18 protein-coding genes and 1 riboswitch are annotated in these 21,235 nt (G+C 73.0%); of the genes, 14 read left to right on the top strand and 4 right to left on the bottom strand.

What is annotated here, in order from left to right:
* Positions 1–17: 17 nt before the first annotated feature.
* The 8 genes from hpnE to ABZ990_RS05015 all read left to right on the top strand — a co-directional run bounded on the left by hpnE (position 18) and on the right by ABZ990_RS05015 (position 9,021).
* Positions 18–1,472: a hydroxysqualene dehydroxylase HpnE gene (hpnE, locus tag ABZ990_RS05050; protein ID WP_361225403.1), complete on the top strand. Its 1,455-nt coding sequence runs from the start codon at positions 18–20 to the stop codon at positions 1,470–1,472.
* Entirely contained in the window at positions 1,469–2,569 is a 1,101-nt protein-coding gene (locus ABZ990_RS05045) for a polyprenyl synthetase family protein (protein ID WP_361225400.1), read from the top strand. The genes hpnE and ABZ990_RS05045 overlap by 4 nt, the downstream gene beginning before the upstream one ends.
* A 117-nt stretch (positions 2,570–2,686) precedes the next feature.
* Positions 2,687–4,954, top strand: coding sequence for a squalene--hopene cyclase (gene shc / locus ABZ990_RS05040; RefSeq protein WP_361225397.1), 2,268 nt, complete (start codon positions 2,687–2,689; stop codon positions 4,952–4,954).
* Positions 4,954–5,703, top strand: coding sequence for a 1-hydroxy-2-methyl-2-butenyl 4-diphosphate reductase (locus tag ABZ990_RS05035; RefSeq protein ID WP_361225394.1), 750 nt, complete (start codon positions 4,954–4,956; stop codon positions 5,701–5,703). The genes shc and ABZ990_RS05035 overlap by 1 nt, the downstream gene beginning before the upstream one ends.
* A 7-nt stretch (positions 5,704–5,710) precedes the next feature.
* Entirely contained in the window at positions 5,711–6,736 is a 1,026-nt protein-coding gene (gene hpnH / locus ABZ990_RS05030; RefSeq protein ID WP_361225391.1) for an adenosyl-hopene transferase HpnH, read from the top strand.
* Positions 6,733–8,118, top strand: coding sequence for an aspartate aminotransferase family protein (locus ABZ990_RS05025; protein WP_361225388.1), 1,386 nt, complete (start codon positions 6,733–6,735; stop codon positions 8,116–8,118). Before hpnH ends, ABZ990_RS05025 begins: the two co-directional genes overlap by 4 nt.
* Positions 8,119–8,248: 130 nt before the next feature.
* Entirely contained in the window at positions 8,249–8,848 is a 600-nt protein-coding gene (locus tag ABZ990_RS05020; RefSeq protein WP_361225385.1) for a helix-turn-helix domain-containing protein, read from the top strand.
* A gap of 20 nt (positions 8,849–8,868) precedes the next feature.
* Positions 8,869–9,021, top strand: a complete 153-nt coding sequence (locus ABZ990_RS05015) for a DUF6126 family protein (RefSeq protein WP_361225382.1) — start codon at positions 8,869–8,871, stop codon at positions 9,019–9,021.
* A 63-nt stretch (positions 9,022–9,084) separates the two neighbouring features.
* Here ABZ990_RS05015 and ABZ990_RS05010 read toward each other — a convergent pair whose 3' ends face one another.
* Positions 9,085–9,882, bottom strand: a complete 798-nt coding sequence (locus tag ABZ990_RS05010) for a tyrosine-protein phosphatase (RefSeq protein WP_361225379.1) — start codon at positions 9,880–9,882, stop codon at positions 9,085–9,087.
* A 370-nt stretch (positions 9,883–10,252) separates the two neighbouring features.
* A riboswitch (cyclic di-AMP (ydaO/yuaA leader) is annotated at positions 10,253–10,431 on the top strand.
* A gap of 5 nt (positions 10,432–10,436) precedes the next feature.
* Here ABZ990_RS05010 and ABZ990_RS05005 point away from each other — a divergent pair.
* The 3 genes from ABZ990_RS05005 (at position 10,437) to ABZ990_RS04995 (ending at position 13,546) form a co-directional block, all read left to right on the top strand.
* The gene (locus ABZ990_RS05005) at positions 10,437–11,552 is read left to right on the top strand and encodes a peptidoglycan DD-metalloendopeptidase family protein (protein WP_361225376.1); all 1,116 of its coding nucleotides are present in this window, start codon (positions 10,437–10,439) and stop codon (positions 11,550–11,552) included.
* A gap of 236 nt (positions 11,553–11,788) precedes the next feature.
* Positions 11,789–12,556: an SGNH/GDSL hydrolase family protein gene (locus ABZ990_RS05000; RefSeq protein WP_361225373.1), complete on the top strand. Its 768-nt coding sequence runs from the start codon at positions 11,789–11,791 to the stop codon at positions 12,554–12,556.
* A 156-nt stretch (positions 12,557–12,712) separates the two neighbouring features.
* Entirely contained in the window at positions 12,713–13,546 is an 834-nt protein-coding gene (locus ABZ990_RS04995; RefSeq protein ID WP_361225370.1) for a methyltransferase domain-containing protein, read from the top strand.
* Positions 13,547–13,632: 86 nt separating this feature from the next.
* Here ABZ990_RS04995 and ABZ990_RS04990 read toward each other — a convergent pair whose 3' ends face one another.
* Together ABZ990_RS04990 and ABZ990_RS04985 are read right to left on the bottom strand one after the other, a co-directional pair.
* Entirely contained in the window at positions 13,633–14,016 is a 384-nt protein-coding gene (locus tag ABZ990_RS04990; RefSeq protein ID WP_361225367.1) for a hypothetical protein, read from the bottom strand.
* 245 nt (positions 14,017–14,261) lie between these two features.
* A complete protein-coding gene (locus ABZ990_RS04985) occupies positions 14,262–14,912 on the bottom strand; it encodes a TetR/AcrR family transcriptional regulator (RefSeq protein WP_361225364.1) in 651 nt (216 codons plus the stop codon).
* Between the two features lie 153 nt (positions 14,913–15,065).
* On the opposite strand from ABZ990_RS04985, the gene ABZ990_RS04980 reads away from it, so the two are divergent.
* Positions 15,066–16,295: an MBL fold metallo-hydrolase gene (locus tag ABZ990_RS04980; RefSeq protein WP_361225361.1), complete on the top strand. Its 1,230-nt coding sequence runs from the start codon at positions 15,066–15,068 to the stop codon at positions 16,293–16,295.
* A gap of 55 nt (positions 16,296–16,350) precedes the next feature.
* Here the strand turns inward: ABZ990_RS04980 and ABZ990_RS04975 are convergent, their stop codons facing one another.
* Positions 16,351–16,959, bottom strand: a complete 609-nt coding sequence (locus tag ABZ990_RS04975) for a TetR/AcrR family transcriptional regulator (protein ID WP_361225358.1) — start codon at positions 16,957–16,959, stop codon at positions 16,351–16,353.
* 310 nt (positions 16,960–17,269) lie between these two features.
* Here ABZ990_RS04975 and ABZ990_RS04970 point away from each other — a divergent pair, with 310 nt between their 5' ends.
* Together ABZ990_RS04970 and ABZ990_RS04965 are read left to right on the top strand one after the other, a co-directional pair.
* Positions 17,270–18,523: an MFS transporter gene (locus ABZ990_RS04970; protein WP_361225355.1), complete on the top strand. Its 1,254-nt coding sequence runs from the start codon at positions 17,270–17,272 to the stop codon at positions 18,521–18,523.
* Between the two features lie 510 nt (positions 18,524–19,033).
* Positions 19,034–21,235, top strand: a complete 2,202-nt coding sequence (locus ABZ990_RS04965) for an ATP-binding protein (RefSeq protein WP_361225352.1) — start codon at positions 19,034–19,036, stop codon at positions 21,233–21,235.

The raw sequence follows: 21,235 nt of genomic DNA, 5'->3' as shown, positions 1-21,235 counted from the left end.
CACGGGGAGGAGACCGCATGACCGCCGACGACACCGCGCGCGCCGGGGCCGGTCAGGCCACCGGCATCTCCGCGCACGACGACGGGCGTCCGCACGACGACGGGCGTCCGCACGCCGTCGTCGTCGGCGGCGGGCTCGCCGGGGTGACCAGCGCCCTCCAGCTGGCCGAGGCCGGGCTGCGGGTCACGCTGCTCGAAGGCCGGCCCCGCCTGGGCGGCCTCGCCTTCTCGTTCCGCCGCGGCGACCTCAGCGTGGACAACGGACAGCACGTCTACCTGCGCTGCTGCACCGCGTACCGCTGGTTCCTCGACCGGATCCAGGGCGCCCACCTCGCCCCCGTCCAGCCGCGCCTCGACGTGCCCGTACTCGACGTCGGCCACCCCCGCGGACCCCGGCTCGGCCGGCTGCGGCGCACCGGGCTGCCCGTCCCCCTGCACCTCGGCTGGAGCCTCGCCACCTATCCGCACCTGTCGCTCGCCGAACGCGCGAGCGTCGGCCGGGCCGCGCTCGCGCTGCGTGCGCTCGACCTCGCCGACCCCGCCCTCGACGACATCGACTTCGCCGCCTGGCTGCGCCGGCACGGCCAGTCCGAGCGGACCGTCGAGGCGCTGTGGGACCTGGTCGGCGTCGCCACCCTCAACGCCACCGCCCCGCACGCCTCCCTCGCTCTGGCCGCCATGGTCTTCAAGACCGGGCTGCTCTCCGACAACGGCGCCGCCGACATCGGCTGGGCCCGTGTCCCGCTCGGCGAGCTGCACGACACCCTCGCCCACAAGGCGCTGGACTCGGCCGGTATCCGTACCGAACTGCGCGCCAAGGTCGAGCGGATCAGCCGCGCCGACGACGGCACCTGGACGGTGGAGACCCCGGGGGAGACGCTCCGCGCCGACGCCGTCGTCCTCGCCGTACCGCAGCACGAGACCCACGCGCTGCTGCCCGACGGCGCCCTCGACGACCCCGGCCGGCTCCTTCGCATCGACACCGCGCCCATCCTCAACCTGCACGTCGTCTACGACCGCAAGGTGCTCCGGCAGCCGTTCTTCACCGCGCTCGGCTCCCCGGTCCAGTGGGTCTTCGACCGCACCGAGTCCTCCGGTCTGACGGGCCCCGGCCAGTACCTCGCGATCTCCCAGTCCGCCGCCCAGGACGACATCGACGAACCCGTCGCCGCGCTGCGCGCCCGCTACCTGCCCGAACTGGAACGGCTGCTGCCCGCCGCCCGGGGCGCCGGTGTCCGGGACTTCTTCGTGACCCGCGAACGCACCGCCACGTTCGCCCCCACCCCTGGCGTCGGCCGGCTCCGCCCCGGCGCCCGTACCCACGCTCCCGGCCTCTACCTGGCCGGCGCGTGGACCGCCACCGGCTGGCCCGCGACCATGGAGGGCGCCGTGCGCAGCGGCTTCACCGCCGCGAGCGCCGCGCTCCGCGCACTCGGCCGCCCCTATGACCATCCGCTGCAGGAGGCGGCATGAGTGTGAGTACCGGAACTAGAGGAGAAACCGTGCCGACTGTGCCCCCGGGGAATCCGGCCGTCGACACCGCGGACGTCGCCGCACTGCTGGAGCGGGGCCGCGCCCTGTCCACGCCTGTGATGCGGGCGGCCGTCGACCGCCTCGCGCCGCCGATGGACACCGTGGCCGCCTACCACTTCGGCTGGATCGACGCCGACGGCAACCCGACCGAGGCCGACAGCGGCAAGGCCGTGCGCCCCGCGCTCGCGCTGATCTCGGCCGAGGCCGCGGGCGCCGCCCCCGAGGTCGGTGTCGTCGGCGCCGTCGCCGTGGAGCTGGTGCACAACTTCTCGCTGCTGCACGACGACCTGATGGACGGCGACGAGCAGCGACGGCACCGCGACACCGTCTGGAAGGTGCACGGCCCGGCCCAGGCCATCCTTGTCGGCGACGCGCTCTTCGCCCTCGCCAACGAGCTGCTGCTCGAACTCGGCACCGTCGAGGCCGGCCGCGCCACCCGCCGGCTGACCACCGCCACCCGCAAGCTCATCGACGGGCAGGCGCAGGACATCTCCTACGAGCACCGCGAGCGCGTCAGCGTCGAGGAGTGCCTGGTGATGGAGGGCAACAAGACCGGCGCCCTGATCGCCTGCGCCGTCTCCATCGGTGCCGTCCTCGGCGGCGCCGACGACCGCACCGCCGACAAGCTGGAGGAGTACGGCTACCACCTGGGCCTCGCGTTCCAGGCCGTCGACGACCTCCTCGGCATCTGGGGCGACCCGGAGTCCACCGGCAAGCAGACCTGGAGCGACCTGCGCCAGCGCAAGAAGTCGCTGCCGGTCGTCGCCGCCCTCGCGGCGGGCGGTCCGGCCTCCGAGCGGCTCGCCGGGCTGCTCGCGGCCGACGCCAAGAGCACCGAGTTCGACTCCTTCTCCGAGGAGGAGTTCGCCACCCGCGCCGCCCTCATCGAGGAGGCCGGCGGCCGGGAGTGGACCTCCCAGGAAGCCCGCCGCCAGCACGCCATCGCCATCGGCGCGCTGCACGAGGTGGAGCTGCCCGAGCATGTCCGGGAACAGCTCGTGGCACTGGCCGATTTCGTCGTCGTGCGGAAGAGATGATCACCATCGCTCTGATATAGCTGCGCAGTCGCCGGCCGGTGCCACCGGGCACCGGCCGACGGCAGACCCGAGAAAGCAGAAGTACGCGTAAGCACACTCAACTGCGAAGGGGACGCCATGACAGCGACGACCGACGGGAACGCCGGGGCCATGGGACCCCGGGCGGCCGCGGCCAGCGACACGACCACCGATCCGAGCCCTGATCCGGCCATCGATCCGATCGGCGACTCGCACACCGACTCGCGCACCGAGTTGCTCGGAGACTCGCGCACCGAGTCGCTCAGCGGCTCGCTCGGCGACTCCCTCGGCGAGTCGCTCACCGGGACCGTCGGCGATCCGCCGGGAACGGCTTTCACCGGGACGGCGACCGCCGCCGGCGCGCCCCCGACCGGCACCGTCACGACCACCCCGGCCCCCGGAGCTCCTCCGGCCGCCGAGGCCATGACGACCACCACCGGCGACGCGCCCGCCATCGGAGCGGACGGACTCGACGAGGCCGCCGAGCGGGCCGCCCGGCTCTCCGTCGCCCACCTCCTCGGCCGCCAGGACGCCGAAGGCTGGTGGAAGGGCGACCTGGAGACCAACGTCACCATGGACGCCGAAGACCTCCTGCTCCGCCAGTTCCTCGGCATCCTCGAACCCGAGACCACCCGCGCCGCCGCCCTCTTCATCCGCGGCGAACAGCGCGAGGACGGCACCTGGGCCACCTTCTACGGCGGGCCCGGCGAACTGTCCGCCACCATCGAGGCGTACGTCGCGCTGCGGCTGGCCGGAGACCTCCCCGAAGCACCGCACATGGCGCGCGCCGCGACCTGGATCCGCGGCCAGGGCGGCATCGCCGCCTCCCGGGTCTTCACCCGCATCTGGCTGGCCCTGTTCGGCTGGTGGAGCTGGGACGACCTGCCCGAACTGCCGCCCGAGCTGGTGTTCCTGCCCAGCTGGTTCCCGCTCAACATCTACGACTTCGGCTGCTGGGCCCGGCAGACGATCGTGCCCCTCACCGTCGTCTCCGCCAAACGGCCGGTGCGGCCCGCCCCGTTCCCGCTGGACGAGCTGCACACCGACCCGGCCCGGCCCAACCCGGTGAAACCCCTGGCCCCGGCGGCCAGTTGGGACGGCGTCTTCCAGCGCCTCGACAAGGGGCTGCACCTCTACCGGAAGATCGCCCCGCGCCGGCTGCGGAAGATCGCCACCGACATCGCCGCCCGCTGGATCGTCGAACGCCAGGAGAACGACGGGTGTTGGGGCGGAATCCAGCCACCCGCCGTCTACTCCGTGATCGCCCTGTATCTGCTCGGCTACGACCTGGAACACCCCGTCATGCGGGCCGGCCTCGAATCCCTGGACCGCTTCGCGGTCTGGCGCGAGGACGGCGCGCGCATGATCGAGGCGTGCCAGTCCCCGGTCTGGGACACCTGTCTCGCCGCCATCGCGCTCGCCGACGCGGGCGTCCCGTCCGATCACCCCGCGCTCGTGAAGGCCGCCGACTGGATGCTCGGCGAGGAGATCGTACGCAAGGGCGACTGGGCCGTACGGCGTCCCGGACTCCCGCCGGGCGGCTGGGCGTTCGAGTTCCACAACGACAACTACCCCGACATCGACGACACCGCCGAGGTGATCCTGGCGCTGCGCCGGGTCGCGCACCCCGACCCCGAGCAGATGGACGGGGCCGTCAGACGCGCGGTGCGCTGGACCCTCGGCATGCAGTCGAGGAACGGCGCCTGGGCCGCCTTCGACGCCGACAACACCAGCCCCTTCCCCAACCGGATGCCGTTCTGCGACTTCGGCGAGGTCATCGACCCGCCCTCGGCCGACGTCACCGCCCATGTGGTGGAGATGCTGGCGTACGAGGGCCGGGCCGACGATCCGCGGGCCCGCCGGGGCGTCGACTGGCTGCTGGCCGAACAGGAGCCCGGCGGCGCCTGGTTCGGCCGCTGGGGCGTCAACTACGTCTACGGGACGGGGGCGGTGGTGCCCGCCCTGGTCGCCGCCGGGATCTCCCGTACGCACCCCGCGATCCGGCGGGCCGTCGGCTGGCTCGGATCCGTACAGAACGAGGACGGCGGCTGGGGCGAGGACCTGCGCTCGTACCGGATGCCGCACTGGGCCGGCCAGGGCAGTTCCACGGCCTCCCAGACCGCCTGGGCGCTGATCGCGCTGCTCGCGGCCGGCGAGCGGGAGTCCGAGGCGGTCCGGCGCGGGGTCACCTGGTTGGTGGAGCGGCAGCGGGCGGACGGTTCCTGGGACGAGCCGGAGTTCACCGGGACCGGCTTCCCCTGGGACTTCTCCATCAACTACCACCTCTACCGGCAGGTCTTCCCGCTCACCGCGCTCGGTCGCTATGTCCACGGCGAGCCCGTGCCGCACGCCCGGAAGGCCGGCTGATGCCCCCGGAGCCGGCCCCGGCCGCCGGGGCCTTTGACGCCACGGGGGTGCCCGGGGCCGGGCCGGCGCGGGCCCCGGACGGGGCTCCTCGGGCCGGGGCGGCCGGCGGGGGAGACCCCGCCGCCGTACCGCCGCTGGTCGTCGCCTGCGCGCTCGGCATCGAGAAGCTGGCCCTGCGCAGCGGCGGCCGGGGCGGCGCGCCCGCCGCGCTGACCGTCGTCCGTACCGGCATGGGGCCGGCGCACGCGCGCCGGACCGTCGCCCGGGTCCTGGGCCGTGAGCCCTGGCGGGACGCGGCGGTCATCGCCTCCGGCTTCTGCGCGGGCCTGGCCCCCGGGATGCACCCCGGCGACGTCGTCGTCGCCGAGGAGACCCGCGACGCCGACGGCGCCACGCCCTGCGACGGCACCGCGCTGCTCGTGGCGGCCCTCACCCGGGCGCTGCCCGGCCGTACCGTCCACACCGGCCCGCTGACCGGCTCCGACCACGTGGTGCGCGGCCCCGAGCGGGCCGCGCTGCGGGCCGGCGGCGCCCTCGCCGTCGACATGGAGTCGGCCGCCACCCTGCGGACGGCGCTCTCGGCCGGTCCGCGCCCGGTTGCGGCCGTACGGGTGGTCGTGGACGCTCCAGAGCATGAACTGGTCAGGATCGGCACGGTGCGCGGGGGAATATCGGCGTTCCGCGTGCTCCGTGCCGTCCTTCCCGCGTTTGTCGAATGGCACCGTTCGTTACTGCTTCCCAGGAGGTGAGCGAGACATGGCCATGCCGCTCCGTCAGTCCATCAGGGTCGGTACCTATCTCTTCGAACAGAAGCTCCGCAAGCGGGAGAGGTTTCCGCTGATCGTCGAACTGGAGCCGCTGTTCGCCTGCAATCTCAAGTGCGAGGGGTGCGGCAAGATCCAGCACCCGGCGGGCGTCCTCAAGCAGCGGATGCCGGTCGCCCAGGCGGTCGGTGCCGTCCTGGAGTCCGGGGCGCCGATGGTGTCGATCGCCGGCGGCGAACCTCTGATGCACCCTCAGATCGACGAGATCGTGCGTCAGTTGGTGGCCAGGAGGAAGTACGTCTTCCTGTGCACCAACGCCATGCTGCTGCGCAAGAAGCTGGACAAGTTCACCCCGTCCCCGTACTTCGCCTTCGCCGTGCACATCGACGGCCTGCGCGAGCGGCACGACGAATCCGTCGCGAAGGAGGGCGTGTTCGACGAGGCGGTGGCGGCCATCAAGGAGGCCAAGCGGCGCGGCTTCCGGGTCACCACCAACTCGACCTTCTTCAACACCGACACCCCGCAGACCGTCATCGAGGTGCTCAACTACCTCAACGACGACCTCCAGGTCGACGAGATGATGATCTCGCCCGCCTATGCCTACGAGAAGGCCCCCGACCAGGAGCACTTCCTCGGGGTCGAGCAGACCCGGGAGCTCTTCAGGAAGGCGTTCGCGGGCGGCAACCGGCGCCGCTGGCGGCTCAACCACTCCCCGCTCTTCCTGGACTTCCTGGAAGGCAAGGCGGACTTCCCGTGCACCGCGTGGGCGATCCCCAACTACTCCCTCTTCGGCTGGCAGCGCCCCTGCTATCTGATGAGCGACGGCTACGTCCCCACGTACCGCGAACTCGTCGAGGACACCGACTGGGACAAGTACGGCCGGGGCCGCGACCCGCGCTGCGCCAACTGCATGGCGCACTGCGGCTACGAGCCCACCGCCGTCCTCGCCACCATGGGCTCCCTCAAGGAGTCGCTGCGCGCGGTCCGCGAGACGGTCACCGGGAACGGCCCGGCATGACCGAGGAGTTCGACCTGCGGGCGCTGCTCGCCGCGCGCGGCGGCGAGCGCTACGAGCTGCACGCCCGCCACCTCAACCACCAACTGCCCCGCATGCTCCACACCATAGGGTTCGACAAGGTGTACGAGCGGGCCGAGGGGGCCCACTTCTGGGACGCCGACGGCAACGAGTACCTGGACATGCTGGCCGGCTTCGGCGTCATGGGGCTCGGCCGGCACCACCCGGTCGTCCGCAAGGCGCTGCACGACGTCCTCGACGCCGGCCTCGCCGACCTCACCCGCTTCGACTGCCCGCCGCTGCCCGGCCTCCTCGCCGAGCGGCTGCTGGCCCACAGCCCCCATCTCGACCGGGTGTTCTTCGGCAACAGCGGCACCGAGGCCGTCGAGACCGCCCTCAAGTTCGCCCGGTACGCCACCGGGCGGCCGAGGATCGTCTACTGCGCGCACGCCTTCCACGGGCTCACCACCGGCTCCCTGTCCGTCAACGGGGAGCCGGGCTTCCGGGACGGCTTCGCCCCGCTCCTGCCCGACACGGCGATCGAGCTCGGCGACCTCGACGCCCTGGAGCGCGAGCTGCGCAAGGGCGACGTGGCCGGCTTCGTCCTGGAACCCATCCAGGGCAAGGGCGTCCACGCCGCCCCGCCCGGCTTCCTGCGCGCCGCCCAGGAACTGCTGCACCGGCACGGCGCCCTGCTCATCGCCGACGAGGTGCAGACCGGCCTCGGCCGGACCGGCGACTTCTATGCCCACCAGCACGAGGAGGGTGTCGAGCCCGACCTGATCTGTGTCGCCAAGGCCCTCTCGGGCGGCTATGTGCCCGTCGGCGCCACGATCGGCAAGGACTGGATCTTCAAGAAGGTCTACTCCTCGATGGACCGGGTCCTCGTCCACTCGGCCAGCTTCGGCTCCAACGCGCAGGCCATGGCCGCCGGGCTCGCCGTGCTCTCCGTCATGGAGTCCGAGGACACCGTCGCGCACGTCCGCCGCACCGGCGACCTGCTCGCCTCCCGGCTGCGGGAGCTCGTACCCCGCTACGAACTCCTCAAGGAGATCCGCGGCCGAGGACTGATGATCGGCATCGAGTTCGGCCGCCCGACCTCGCTCGGGCTGCGCGGCCGCTGGGCCATGCTCCAGGCGGCCCGCAAGGGGCTCTTCGCGCAGATGGTCGTGGTGCCGCTGCTCCAGCGCCACCGCATCCTCACACAGGTGTCCGGCGACCATCTGGAAGTGATCAAGCTGCTCCCGCCGCTGATCATCGACGAGAAGGACGTCGACCGCTTCGTCACCGCCTTCACCGCGGTCATGGACGACGCGCACGGGGGCGGCGGGCTCCTGTGGGACTTCGGGAAGACCCTGGTCAAACAGGCTGTGTCGGCCTCGTAGGGCCGGCTGCGGGGCTGCGTGCCCGCAGAGTCGTCGGGAGCCGCCGGGTGCGGGAGAAGCCGCTCCCGTGAGGGTTTGCCTCTGAGGCAAGAAATTTGCCTCAGAGGCACGATCCTGGCCCAATGGAGGCATGGACCACGTTACCGACGTCCTGCAGGACGTCGCCCCGCAGCTGCGGGCCCTGCGGCGCCGCCGGGGGCTCACGCTGGAGGGCGCCGCCCAACGGGCCGGGCTCTCGCCGGCTCACCTCTCCCGACTGGAGACGGGGAACCGGCAGCCCTCGCTGCCCATGCTGCTCTCCCTCTCCCGTATCTACGGTACGACGGTCTCCGAACTGCTGGGCGAGACGCTGCCCGAGCGCGACCCGATCGTCCGGGCCGGCCGCTCCGATCCCGTCGAGGCCGACGGCTGGATCTACCGCCAGGCCGGAGCCGCCGGGCGCGCCATGCAGTGCCTGCGCGTCCACATCCCCTTCGCCACCAGCGCCGACATCGTCCGGATGCACCCCGGCGAGGAGTGGATCCACGTCCTGGAGGGACGGGTCAGGCTCGCGCTCGGCGACACGGTGCACGTTCTCGATCCTGGGGACAGCGCCCACTACGACTCGCTCACCCCGCACCGGGTCGGCGCCGCCACCCAGGCAGGGGCCGAGCTGATGTTCGTCCACACCCTGATCCAGAGCCCCGCCGCCGAGCTGTGCCTCGGCAACGGGACTCCGCACAGCCGCTGAGCCCCCAGAAAGGATTCGACATGTCCGACAAGTCCGTACCGGTCACCGGTGAAGAGCGTGGTGGCGGCAAGTTCCCCAAGGGGCTCGTGCTCCGTCTCTTCGCCTACCTCATCGCGGGTCACCTGTTCGCCGGCTTCCTCTACCTGCTCTTCGAGATGGGCGGCGGCCAGTAACACGGCGGCAGGCGAAGCGGTCTCGGCGGCCGGCCCCCGGCCGACCGCCCCAGGCCCAGCCCCCTACGCTTCCGTGAGCAGCCGCTCTCGCAGCCGCTCACGGGTTTCCGGGGCCAGTCCCAGGCCCGTCAGGAGATACGCGTCGACCGACCCCCAGGTCGACTCGATCGCCTCGAACCCGGCGCGCAGATACTCCACCCGCGCGTCGAAGAGCGGGGCCAGCAGCTCCATCACCTCCGGAGACATCCCGTCCGGGGCGGTGGGGCTGCGCTTCATCCGGTAGCGCCGGTGCGGGGCGTTGGACTTCAGATAGTCCGCCTCGATCGCCTCCCGCTCGACCCCCACCGCCAGCAGGGATATCGCGATCGCGAGCCCCGCCCGGTCCTTCCCCGCCGCGCAGTGCATCAGCGCCGGAACGCTGTCCCCGGCCATCGTGTGCAGGATCCGGCTGTGCTCGGCGGTCCGCTCGACGATCATCCTCCGGTACGAGCGGGTCATCCGCCCCGCCGCCTGGCCCTCGCCCAGGACCTCCCGCAGCCGCGCCAGTTCGCCGGAGCGCACCAGCTTCCAGAAGTCCTTGCCGTCGGCGGGGTCGCTGAGCGGGATGCTCACGTTCGTCACCCCGGGCAGTGCCACGTCCGGCCCCTCCAGGCGCCGGTCGGCGTCATTGCGGAGGTCGAACACCGTATGCAGGGACAGGGCGGTGAGGAAGGCCGCGTCCTCGGTGGTGGCGTGCGCCAGATGGCCGCTGCGGAACAGCCGCCCGGTGCGGACGGCCCGGCCGTCCGCGGTCGGCAGCCCGCCCAGGTCACGGAAGTTGCGTACGCCGGTGAGCTCGGGCTCGGTCGTCGCTTGCGTCACGGTCGCTCCTGCTCTCGGGATCGGTTTTCCGGCATCATCCCGGTGCCCGCTTCACGGTGCACCCCTCGGGGCACCGGTGGGCGATCTGCCCGAATTAGCGGGTTCGATATAACGCGCCCTGATTGCTGGGGGGATGGGCGCCGGGGCGTGAGCAGCGTCATAAACATGACGGACCGTGGTGGAGCGTCCTTTTCAATTCCCTTTCACGGAAAGCCAATCGATGGGGCGTCATCGATGCGGCGTGGCCGGAATGCGGGCCCGGCGCGCCGTGATCATGGGGAAAAGGAATAAGGCGGCTTGTTCCCGCCGACACGGCTCGTCTAGCGTCGCGTTCCATCCGGACGGACCGCCGAATCCTGCCGCCGCCCGGAATCCGCACTCACCCGTACCCGGCAGGAGCGGGGGACCCAGGTTTTACGCCGGTTCCTCGGCGCCCGAAATGAAAAGGCGCGCCACGAAGGACGGCTCGGGGTGAAGTCGCGTGAACGCGCGGCCGGACATCTCCCGTCCGAACCCGACAGCTCACCTCGCAGGCGACGGAGAGGAATGCCGTCATGCCCGCGAAGGGTAAGCACCGCCGCCGCAAGGCCCGCCCGTTCGGCCGTGGAATAGTCGCCGCGAGCGCCGGCGGGGCCGTCGTCGCGCTGCCGCTGATCGGCGCGACCGGCGCCCATGCCGCCGAACGGGCCGTTCCGGCCGCGACGCCCCGACAGGTTCCCGTTGCCACTCCGGCGTCCGTCCCGGCATCGGTCCCGGCCACCGCCCCCGGTGGCGGCGCGAGCGCGTACACCGTGGTGCCCGGCGACCACCTGTCCAAGATCGCCGCGGAGCACCGGCTGGCCGGCGGCTGGCACCGGCTCTACCACGACAACCGCCAGGTGGTCGGCGAGAACCCGTCGCTGATCTTCCCGGGCATGAAGCTCGTCCTCGGCGCTCCGCACACCGGCCAGGCCGCCGCTGCCCCGAAGATCGCCACCCCGAAGATCGCCACCCCGAGGGCCGCCGCCTCGCAGAGCGTCGGGCGGAGCGCCGACGGCGTGTCCACCGCCTCCGCTTCCGCCTCCGCCTCCGCTTCGCGTGGTGCCGAGCGCGTCACCGCGTCGGCCGCCGGTGCCTCCACCCAGGCGTCCACGCCGGCCCCCACGGTCTCGGTGTCGGCCTCGTCCCCGGCTTCGGCCTCGTCCCCGGCGTCCGCCGCCGTGTCCACCGGCACTGCGGCCTCGGTCCCGGCCGGTTCGACCGCCTCCTCTGGCGCGACTGCCTCCTCCGGCTGGGTCGCCCCCGTCAGCGGCGGCACCTCCACCCCGTACCGCGCCTCCGGCTCGATGTGGTCCTCCGGCTACCACACCGGTGTCGACTTCATGGCGGCCACCGGCACCACCGTTCGCGCCGTCGGCCCCGGCACCGTCTACTCCGCCGGCTGGGGCGGCTCCTACGGCAACCAGGTCGTGATCAAGCACGCCGACGGCACCTACTCGCAGTACGCCCACCTCTCCTCGATCACCGTTTCCGCAGGCCAGGCCGTCTCCGGTGGCCAGCAGATCGGCCTGTCCGGCGCGACCGGCAATGTGACCGGCCCGCACCTGCACTTCGAGATGCGCACCGGGCCGGACTACGGCTCCGACATCGACCCGCTGGCCGCCCTGCGGCAGCACGGCGTCGCCGTCTGACCCGTCCGACCCGGCCGTCCCGAAACGGCGGAAAGGCCCTCCGAGCCCGCCCGTGAAGCAGGCCCCGTAACCGGCCCCCGGCGCACCCGCGCCGGGGGCCGGACGCGTATTCCGATTTGGTCGAATCTTTATCGGTGGCATATATCACCCGCCGTCAACCCCTCCTTACGGTCGCGTAGGTCACATCCGTCCGGCAAAGATGTGCTCCCGTGGCAGACGATTCGACAACACGAGACATGAACGCAATCGGGTCGTACGCGGCTATCGGTGACAGTTTCACGGAGGGCGTCGGAGACCCCGGGCCCGACGGGACATTCGTCGGCTGGGCGGACCGTTTCGCGGTCCTGCTGGCCGACCGGCTGCCGGAGCACGACGACTTCCGCTACGCGAATCTGGCCGTACGGGGGCGCCTGCTCGACCAGATTGTCGCGGAACAGATCCCGCGGGCGAAGGAACTCGCCCCCGACCTGGTGACCATCTGCGCCGGCGGCAACGACATCATCCGCCCCGGCACGGACCCCGACGACGTTGCCGAGCGCTTCGAGAGCGCCATCGCCGACCTGAGCTCCGCCGTCGGCACCATCATGGTGGCGACCGGCTTCGACACCCGCGACGTGCCGCTGCTCAAGCACCTGCGCGGCAAGATCGCCACGTACAACGGGCACGTACGGGCCATCGCCGACCGCTACGGCTGCCCGGTGCTCGACCTGTGGTCGCTGCGGTCCGTCCAGGACCGCCGCGCCTGGGACGACGACCGGCTGCACCTCTCGCCCGAGGGGCACACCCGGGTCGCGCTGCGCGCCGCCCAGGTCCTCGGCATGCCGGTGCCGGCCGACCCCGAGCAGGTCTGGCCGCCGCTGCCGCCGCGCGGCACCCTGGAAGTCCGCAAGGACGACATGCACTGGGCGAAGGAGTACCTCGTCCCGTGGATCGGCCGGCGGCTGCGCGGCGAGAGCTCCGGCGACAACGTCGAGGCCAAGCGCCCCGACCTGCTGCCGCTGTAGCGGACCGGACCAGCGCCGGACCGGCCCCGGCACTCGCACCGGCCTTGCCCCCTGTACGCGTGGGGCGGGGCCGGTGCCGTCGTGTCCGGGGGCGCGACGAGGGTGCGGCGGGGGGTGCGACGGGGGCGCTTCGCACGCCGGCGGGACAATCGGCTCATGACATCTTCCGCATCGCAGTCCCGTGGTCCCGCCGGCCGTGACGCCGAGGAGCGGGGTTACCTCCTGGACAACGCCCGGGCCGAGGCGGGCGTCCGCTTCGGCGCGCTCGGCGCGCTGTTCGACCCGTCGACCTTCCGGCACATCGAGCGGCTGGGGATCGCCCCGGGCTGGCGCTGCTGGGAGGTCGGGGCCGGCGGTACGACCGTGGTGGACTGGCTGGCAGACCGGGTCGGTCCGGACGGCCGGGTGGTGGCGACCGACATCGACACCTCCTGGGCCGCCGGCGCGGCGTCCGGCGTCGAGGTGCTGCGGCACGACGTGGGCGCGGACGAGCCGCCCGGCGACGGCTTCGACCTGATCCACGCGCGGCTGGTGCTGGTGCACGTCGCCGACCGGGACCGGGCCCTCGCCGCGATGGCCGGGGCACTGCGCCCCGGCGGGTGGCTCCTCCTGGAGGACGCCGATCCGGCGGCTCAGCCGCTGATCTGTCTCGACGAGTACGGTCCCGAGCAGGCCCTCGCCAACAAACTGCGCACCGGTTTCCGGAAGCTGCTCGCCGAGCGCGGCGCCGACCTCGCGTACGGCCGCCGGCTGCCCCGGCTGCTGCGCGAGGCGGGCCTTGCGGACGTCGCCGCCGACGCGTACTTCCCGATCACGGCGCCCGCCTGTGACGTACTGGAGGCGGCGACGGTCCGGCATGTGCGCGACCGGCTCCTCGCGGCGGGTCTGGCCACCGAGGACGAGATCGAGCGGCACCTCGCGAACGTCGAGGCGGGTCGTCTCGACCTCGCGACCTCGCCGATGATCTCCGCCTGGGGCCGCCGCCCCTGAGCACGGGCCGGCCCGCCGGTCCCTGTTCGTCCCGTCCCGGCGGTCCCCGGCCGGTCCGGCGGCGGCGCGGGCCGGGGGAGCAGGGGTCAGGGGTCGACGAGCTGACCGACGACCTTGGCCAGCAGGAAGCCGGCGGTGTTGGCGTCGGCGCTGACGGTGATCGCCGTGCCGCCGGACACGTACATGCGGACCGGGGAGCCGAATTGGTGATTGCGCGCGACCCCGAGAGCGCCGCCGTAGTTCAGCGGGCTCGACGCGAAGTGGAGGGGGAGCTGGACCTGCTGGGTGCCGCCGTCCGAAGCCCAGAGCTCGTCCATGGTGTCGTTCTGGCCGATGGCCGCGTAACCGGACAGGTGCTCGACGATCAGCAGCTTGCCGGCCGGAACGGGGTCCATCACCACGGAGACCCGGGTGGTGGGGGCCCCGCGGTTGTCCTGGTACTTCACCGCGGACCATGGCTGGATACCCATGCTGAGCGCCTTCCGGTCCTGGGGCCCGAAGCGGTCTTCCGGCCCCGCTGCGCGCATGCTCGCACCGGTTGCCGTTCCGCGCGGTTTCATCCGGCACGCGAAGCCCGAAGATCACACGAAGGGATCCCGGGGGATCGGCGCGGATGCCCCCGGAACGCGGGCCGGGCCGGCCCTCGGACTCGCCGGCCCGCCCGAAGTTTCGTCGAAGCGGGATCCCGGCGGGCGGGGCGGGGCGGGTTCCCGGGTTACGCGTCCGGTGTCCCCGCGCGAGTCGACGAGCCCGCCGCGCCGTTCCGGGGCAGCGCGGCGAGGCCCAGTTCGCGGGCCAGGGCGGCGTCCGCCCACGTCACCATGGTGGTGCGGGGGAGCGCGCCGGGGTACGAGGTCATCTGGACGGCCAGGCCGTCCAGGAACGCGGTCAGCCGCCAGGCCGCGGCGACCGGGTCCGGGCACGGGAATTCCCCGGCCGTCACCCCCTGCCCGATGACCGCCGCGAGCTCCTCTTTCCAGGCCCGGTCGAGCGCGCCCGCGACCTCGCGCAGGGCCGGTTCGCGCGGGCCCGCGGCCCAGCCCTCGATCCACAGACGCCAGCCGTCGGCCCGGCCGGTCGGGGTGTACCAGCGGACTGCGGCGCGCAGCCGCCGGACCGCCGTGGTGCGCCGCCCGAGCAGGGTGCGCAGCCGGGCCAGGTCCTCCTCGGCGGCGTGCGCGAAGGCCGCGGCGACCAGCTGTTCCTTGGTCGGGAAGTGGTACAGGACAAGGGCGTTGCTGACCCCGAGCTCGGCGGCGACATCGGCGATCCGGACCGCCGTGACACCCCGGGCCCCGATCTGGACGGCGGCCGCCCGCAGCAGCTCCTGCCGCCGCTCGGCCACGTTCAACCGCACTTTCGCCACGCCTCGCACCCTACACAGACCTGACCGGTGCATGATCATCCGTGCGGCGCGTCGGCGCGGCTTCGCGTGAATGCCCTCCGTACGGAGGCGACCACGGGTGGCGTCCGGCCGAGGGCGCCCATAATGAGAAGACCCTTGACTCCAGGAGGCTCCGTGACCGGCACTGGCTCCGACTCCTCGCCGCGGGTACGGCTGCGCGGTCTGCGGCCCGCGGCTTTCGGCGCCGACCCGACGGGGGAGCGCCTGGCGCGTATCCGCAGATCCCCGAACTTCGCCGACGGGGTCTTCGTCAACCCCGACCCGAACCGGCCGAGGCCGTCGGGTTCGGCGAAGGAGTTCGCCAAGGTCTACTTCGGGAAGGAGGCGCGCGCCCGCCGTGCCCCCGCCGGCCGGATCCCCGTCCATCCGACGACGGTCGCCGATCTGGCCCGGCCCCCCGCCACCGGACTGCGCCTCACCTGGATGGGCCACTCGAGTGTCCTCGCCGAGATCGACGGCCACCGGGTGCTGTTCGATCCGGTCTGGGGCGACCGCTGCTCGCCGTTCGCGTTCGCCGGGCCGAAGCGGCTGCATCCCGTACCGGCGCCGCTCGCCGCCCTTGGGCCGGTCGACGTCGTCGTCATCTCGCACGACCACTACGACCATCTCGACCTGCCGACGATCAAAGCGCTGGCCACCACCGACACCCTGTTCGCGGTGCCGCTCGGGGTCGGCGCCCATCTGGAGCACTGGGGCGTGTCCCCCTCCCGGGTGCGCGAGCTGGACTGGAACGAGTCCACCGGCGTCGGCGACCTGCGCCTCACCGCCACCCCCGCGCGGCACTTCTGCGGGCGCGGCCTGCGCAATCAGCAGCACACCCTGTGGGCTTCCTGGGTGGCCGAGGGGCCGGAGCACCGGATCTACCACAGCGGGGACACCGGCTACTTCTCCGGCTTCCGGGACATCGGTGCCACCCACGGCCCGTTCGACGCGACCATGATCCAGATCGGCGCGTACTCCGAGTTCTGGCCCCAGGGGCGCCAGGACGGCGAGCCGCTGCCCGGCGCGTGGCCGGACATCCACATGAATCCCTCGCAGGGCGTGCAGAGCCATCTCGACCTCCAGCGGGGCCGGGCGGACGGGGTCCTGCTGCCGATCCACTGGGGGACGTTCAACCTCTCCCTGCACGCCTGGGCCGAGCCGGGGGAGTGGACGATGGCGGCGGCCGGCGCGGTCGGGCAGGCGATCGCCGTCCCCGTCCCGGGACAGCCCTTCGAGCCCGGCGGAGAGCTTCCGGCGCGACCGTGGTGGCGGGACGTCTCGCCGACGGTCAAGCGCGCGTGGCCGGTGCCGCGACGGCCGGAGCGGCCGGTACGCGATCTGGATCTGGTACGCGAGGACTGAGGCGGCCGCCTGCGGACCGGTGACTTCCGCGCCCCCGTACGGACGTGATGCCTCGTCAGTTCGTACGCAGCGAGGCGAGGACCAGGTCGACGCTCTGTTCGGCCACGGCCCGGGTGAGGGGGCCATGGCCGAACAGGGCCCGGTAGTAGAGCGGGGCGGCCAGGGCGTCCAGGATGAATTCGAGGTCGAAGTCCCCCCGGATCTCGCCGCGTTCGGCGGCGGCCCGCAGCCTGCGGGCGGTGGAGGCGCGGCGGGGCAGGAAGACGGAGTCCATGAAGTCCCGTTGCAGATCCGGCTGTTGGGAGAGGTCCGCCACCAGTGCGGGCAGCACCCGGCTCACCCCGGTCGAGGTGAAGGCGTCGACCAGCGTGCCGATGCTGGTGAGCAGGTCGGCGCGTACGTCACCGGTGTCCGGCGTCGGCTCGGAACCGAGCGCCGAGGCGACGGCCGCCGCCACCAGGTGCTGTTTCGACGGCCAGCGGCGGTAGATGGCGGGCCGGTAGACGCCCACGTGGGAGGCGACCGCGCTGATCGAGGTCGCCGCGTACCCGGTCTCCTCCAGGAGTTCGAGCGTGGCGCGCAGCACCGCCCGGTCGATCTCCGGGTCCTTCTTGCGTCCGGCCGTCCGGGCGGTCGCGTCGGGGTCTGTTGAACTGCGGGACACGGTTCTGCCGCCTTCCGGTGCGATGCGAGGGTTCGCGTACCGGTCCGCCGGGCCCGGTCTGCCAGGTCCGGTCTGCCAGGTCCCGTGGATCGGGCCCGGCGGACCGGCTCCGCGCCGCGAAAGTCCGTGGGGGTGTCGACACGGCCCTCAATTTTGATTCAATGCGTACTGTATCGCAATTGGCTCGTCGGGCCTCCCGGCCCCGAAGAGATCGGACCGTGTCATGCGCCTGCGTCCACCCGCTGTCGAACCGGGGACGGAGCGACTCCCGGTGCCGCCCCGGCCCGTTGGTGCCGGAGCCCTGCTCATCGTGGCCCTCGCTCTCGTCGCGCTCGACTTACGCGCGCCCCTGACCTCCGTCGCCCCGCTTCTCGCGGTGCTCCGCACCGACCTGGGGCTCGGCGACACCGCCGCGGGCGTCCTCACCTCGCTGCCCGTTCTGTGCCTGGGCGTGTTCGCGTTCGGCGCCCCGCGCCTCGCCCGCCGCCACTCCACCCGCACCCTGCTGATCGCCTCGCTCGGCGTCCTGGCCCTCGGCGGAGTCGTCCGCGCGGGGTCCTCCTCCCTGGCCCTCTTCGCCGGAACCGTGCTCGTGGCCGCGCCGATCGGGATAGCCAACGTGCTGATCCCGGGACTCATCAAGCAGCGCTTCCCGCGTTCCGTGCCGAGGGCGTCCGCGCTCTACTCGGGCGCGCTCACGTTCGGCGCCGCGGCCGGTCCCGCCGTCGCGGTCCCGCTCGCCTCGGCCACCGGGTCGGCCTGGCGGACCCCACTGCTGCTGCTCGCGGTGCCGTCGGCGGTGGTGACGGCCGTGGTGGTGTTCTTCGCGCTCGGCCGGACGGATGAACCGAAGCCGGCCGCCGCATCCATGCCCGCCGCCCCCGCTTCCGGGCCCCTTCCCGCCGCCGCGCTCGTGCCCGCGCCTGGCATCGCACCGTCCGCCCCTGCCCCTGTCCCTGCCCCCGCCGTCCGCTCCGCGCGGCTGTGGCGGAGCGCGCTCGCCTGGCAGGTGACGCTGTTCTTCGGCGCCCAGGCGCTGTTGTCGTACACCGTCTTCGGCTGGCTGCCGACGATCTGGCAGGGGCGCGGGCTGAGCCCGGCCTCCGGCGGGCTCGCGCTGTCGCTCTGCAACGCCGTGGGTGTGCTCGGCGCCTGGCTGCTGGCCGCCTCCGGGCGGCGCTTCGCCGACCAGCGGGCGGTCGGTGTGACCGTGGCCTGCCTGACCGGGACCGGCCTCGCGGGGATCGTCGCCGGCCCGCACGCCCTGCTCTGGCCGTCCGTCGCGGTGCTCGGTCTCGGGCTCGGCGCCGGATTCGCCCTCGCGCTCGGTCTGCTCGCCCTGCGCTCCCCGGACGCCCCGACCACCGCCGCGCTGTCCGCGATGGGGCAGGGCGTCGGTTATCTGATCGGCGTCCTGGGTCCGCTGGGCGCGGGCGCCCTGCACGATGTCACCGGCACCTGGGCCTGGCCGCTCGCCGGGCTCCTCGTCGCCTGCGCCGTCCAGATCGCGGCCGCTCTGGCCGCCGGCCGAGCGCGTACGGTCGCCGCCGCCCCGGCCCGCTGACCGGCCGCCGCCGGCCCGGTGGCGGTGGCGCGTTTTCTCGCCTCCTCGGTGACGCAACGTGACCGAATGGGATACCCGTAGTGCCGGCCGCACCCCGCGAGCGTGAGCGCGGACGGGGGAAAACCGGGGGTGCGGCGGGGTGAAGAAGGGTGGGAGGCGTGCGCCGTGACGGGGGCGCGCGCCCCAGCTCACGCTCCTGCGTCAATATTCCGATTACTTGTCGCCCATCCTTGCTCACCTGCACTGATAAGGCATCAAGTTCCTTCCGTTAAAGCCGCGATGGTATTCCGGAAGCGTCAAGTGGGCGACTTTCGGCCGATCATTTCGAGTCGGTCGAATGAAGATCGATTCCGGAGTGGCGCGCACTCCGGGTAAGTTTGCCAACTGCGCACCGCGCGTGAACGGTTGACGACTACAGTGGCTGTTTGGTGATCATCGGTAGGCTCATCACACCCACGTAGAAACCACCCCTGTAGTACGCCGATTCCTGGGCACGTACCAAGGACACTCATGCCTCAACTTCGCGCATCCGCCGCGCGGTCCGACCGCCGCGACGGCGGCCGGCACGGCCGGTCGGGCGCCCGCGACGTCGTTCCCGCCGACGCGACCGGCCCCGTTCAGCAGCCCGCGTCGCTTCCGGACGAGACGCGCATACGCCCCCACCTTCTGCGTACCTCCGTCCTCCCGGCGCTCGTGGTGGCGCTCGCGGGCGTCGCCGCCGTGCTGATCACGATCCGGTCCACCGGAGCGGGCCCGACGACAGGACTGTGGACCGCGCTCATCGGCGCCGCGGCGCTCGCGGCCGCGGCGGTCGCCGCCGCCGTACTCGGCGCCGAGCGGACCGCCAGAATGGTGCTCGACCGCGCCGAAGCGCTGCGGCACGCCAACTCCCGCGGCCAGAGCGAACTGCGGACGGTCGTGGAACAGCTGCGCAAGGGCGAGAGCCTGGCCCCGCGCCCCGCGCTCCCCGCCACCGCCGTGTCCGGCGACGCGCTCGACCGCCTCGGGCAGGAACTGGCCCGCTCCCACGAGGTCGCCGTGTCCGCCGTGGTGCAGGCGTCGCAGCTCTCCAGCAGCGTCGGCAACGAGCAGAAGGTCGAGGTCTTCGTGAACCTCGCCCGCCGCCTCCAGTCGCTCGTCCACCGCGAGATCCAGCTCCTCGACGAACTGGAGAACGAGGTCGAGGACCCCGAGCTGCTCAAGGGCCTGTTCCACATCGACCACCTCGCCACCCGTATCCGCCGCCACGCGGAGAACCTGGCCGTGCTCGGCGGCGCCATCTCTCGCCGCCAGTGGTCGAACCCGGTCACCATGACCGAGGTGCTGCGCTCCTCCATCGCCGAGGTCGAGCAGTACCCGCGGGTGAAGCTCGTTCCGCCGATCGACGGAACGCTCCGCGGCCACGCCGTGGCCGACGTCATCCACCTGCTCGCCGAACTCGTCGAGAACGCGACCCTGTTCTCCGCGCCGCACACCACGGTGCTGCTGCGCGCCCAGTACGTCACGGCCGGACTGGCGATCGAGGTCGAGGACCGCGGTCTGGGCATGCCGGCGGAAGAGCAGAGCAAGATGAACGCCCTGCTCGCCGACCCCGACCAGGTCAACGTGGCGCATCTGCTCCAGGACGGCCGTATCGGACTCTTCGTCGTCTCGGCGCTCGCCCGGCGGCACGGCATCGCGGTACGTCTGCAGTCGAACATCTACGGCGGCATCCAGGCCGTCCTCGTCCTGCCGCAGGGACTTCTCGGCTCCGACCCCGAGGGGCTGGCACGCCGCGAGGGCCAGGCCCCGGCCCAGGGCGCGCAGCCGCACGCCCAGTCCAAGGCCCAGGCGCCCCAGATCCCGCCGCGGCAGGCCCAGACCGGCGGCCCGGACACGGCCCGGCTCGCCGGCGGCCCGGCGGGCGCACCGCGGACCGGAATCCCGGCCGCCGCGCCCGCTCCCGCACCCCCGGTCGCGGGCCAGACCGCCGCACCGCTGCCGCCCGCCGCGCCCGCCCCGGCCTCGTACCGGACCTCGCACGAAGCCCCCGTGCCCGTACCCGTACCCGCTCCGACGGCTGTCCGGCACCCGCAGCCCCAGGCCGCGCACGCCGGCACCGGCACGGGCACGGACGGATACGGGGCCCCTCAGGCGTACGGCGACAACGGCACCAGTACCGGCACCGGTAACGGCGGTTACGGGACTCCGCCGGCGCACGCCGACAACGGCACCGGCACCGGCACGGACGGATACGGGACCCCTCTCGCGTACGGCGACACCGGCACCGACGGATTCCGGCCCCCCGGCGGCGGATACGGCGACGCCGGTACCCCGGCCGGCTCCGGCCTGCCCGGCGTACCGCACCAGGCCACCCCGGCCGGCCCGCCCCTCCCGTCCGCTCCGCCCGCTTCTCCCACCCCGCCCTCTCACGCCGAGCCCTTCGAGTCCTTTGATCCCTTCGAGCCCGGCACCGCGCACTCCGCCCCCGGCCGCGACGAGGCCCCCCGGGCCCCGCGCGCCGGAGCGTCGGGCAGGCCCGACCTTCCCATGCGGCGCGCCCAGGAACACCTCGTCCCGCAACTGCGCGACGAGCCGACGGCCCGCCGGCCCGAGGAGCACGCCCTGCACGACCCGGGGCTGATGGCCGCTTTCCAGCGCGGCATCGGACTCGCCGAAACCCAGACCACCCCCCGCGACCCGCTGCGTCCCGGCGACGCGCACAAGGAGTAG

This window comes from Streptomyces sp. NPDC046203 (genome assembly GCF_040646255.1).
In the GTDB taxonomy this organism is placed as follows: domain Bacteria; phylum Actinomycetota; class Actinomycetes; order Streptomycetales; family Streptomycetaceae; genus Streptomyces.
Note: the sequence above shows the minus strand (reverse complement) of the source record. Positions and strands in the feature narration are given on the sequence as shown.

Coding starts and splice junctions, on each gene's coding strand:
- hpnE (WP_361225403.1), top strand. CDS start 18: ATGACCGCCGACGACACCGCGCGCGCCGGGGCCGGTCAGGCCACCGGC.
- ABZ990_RS05045 (WP_361225400.1), top strand. CDS start 1,469: ATGAGTGTGAGTACCGGAACTAGAGGAGAAACCGTGCCGACTGTGCCC.
- shc (WP_361225397.1), top strand. CDS start 2,687: ATGACAGCGACGACCGACGGGAACGCCGGGGCCATGGGACCCCGGGCG.
- ABZ990_RS05035 (WP_361225394.1), top strand. CDS start 4,954: ATGCCCCCGGAGCCGGCCCCGGCCGCCGGGGCCTTTGACGCCACGGGG.
- hpnH (WP_361225391.1), top strand. CDS start 5,711: ATGGCCATGCCGCTCCGTCAGTCCATCAGGGTCGGTACCTATCTCTTC.
- ABZ990_RS05025 (WP_361225388.1), top strand. CDS start 6,733: ATGACCGAGGAGTTCGACCTGCGGGCGCTGCTCGCCGCGCGCGGCGGC.
- ABZ990_RS05020 (WP_361225385.1), top strand. CDS start 8,249: ATGGACCACGTTACCGACGTCCTGCAGGACGTCGCCCCGCAGCTGCGG.
- ABZ990_RS05015 (WP_361225382.1), top strand. CDS start 8,869: ATGTCCGACAAGTCCGTACCGGTCACCGGTGAAGAGCGTGGTGGCGGC.
- ABZ990_RS05005 (WP_361225376.1), top strand. CDS start 10,437: ATGCCCGCGAAGGGTAAGCACCGCCGCCGCAAGGCCCGCCCGTTCGGC.
- ABZ990_RS05000 (WP_361225373.1), top strand. CDS start 11,789: ATGAACGCAATCGGGTCGTACGCGGCTATCGGTGACAGTTTCACGGAG.
- ABZ990_RS04995 (WP_361225370.1), top strand. CDS start 12,713: ATGACATCTTCCGCATCGCAGTCCCGTGGTCCCGCCGGCCGTGACGCC.
- ABZ990_RS04990 (WP_361225367.1), bottom strand. CDS start 14,016: ATGGGTATCCAGCCATGGTCCGCGGTGAAGTACCAGGACAACCGCGGG.
- ABZ990_RS04965 (WP_361225352.1), top strand. CDS start 19,034: ATGCCTCAACTTCGCGCATCCGCCGCGCGGTCCGACCGCCGCGACGGC.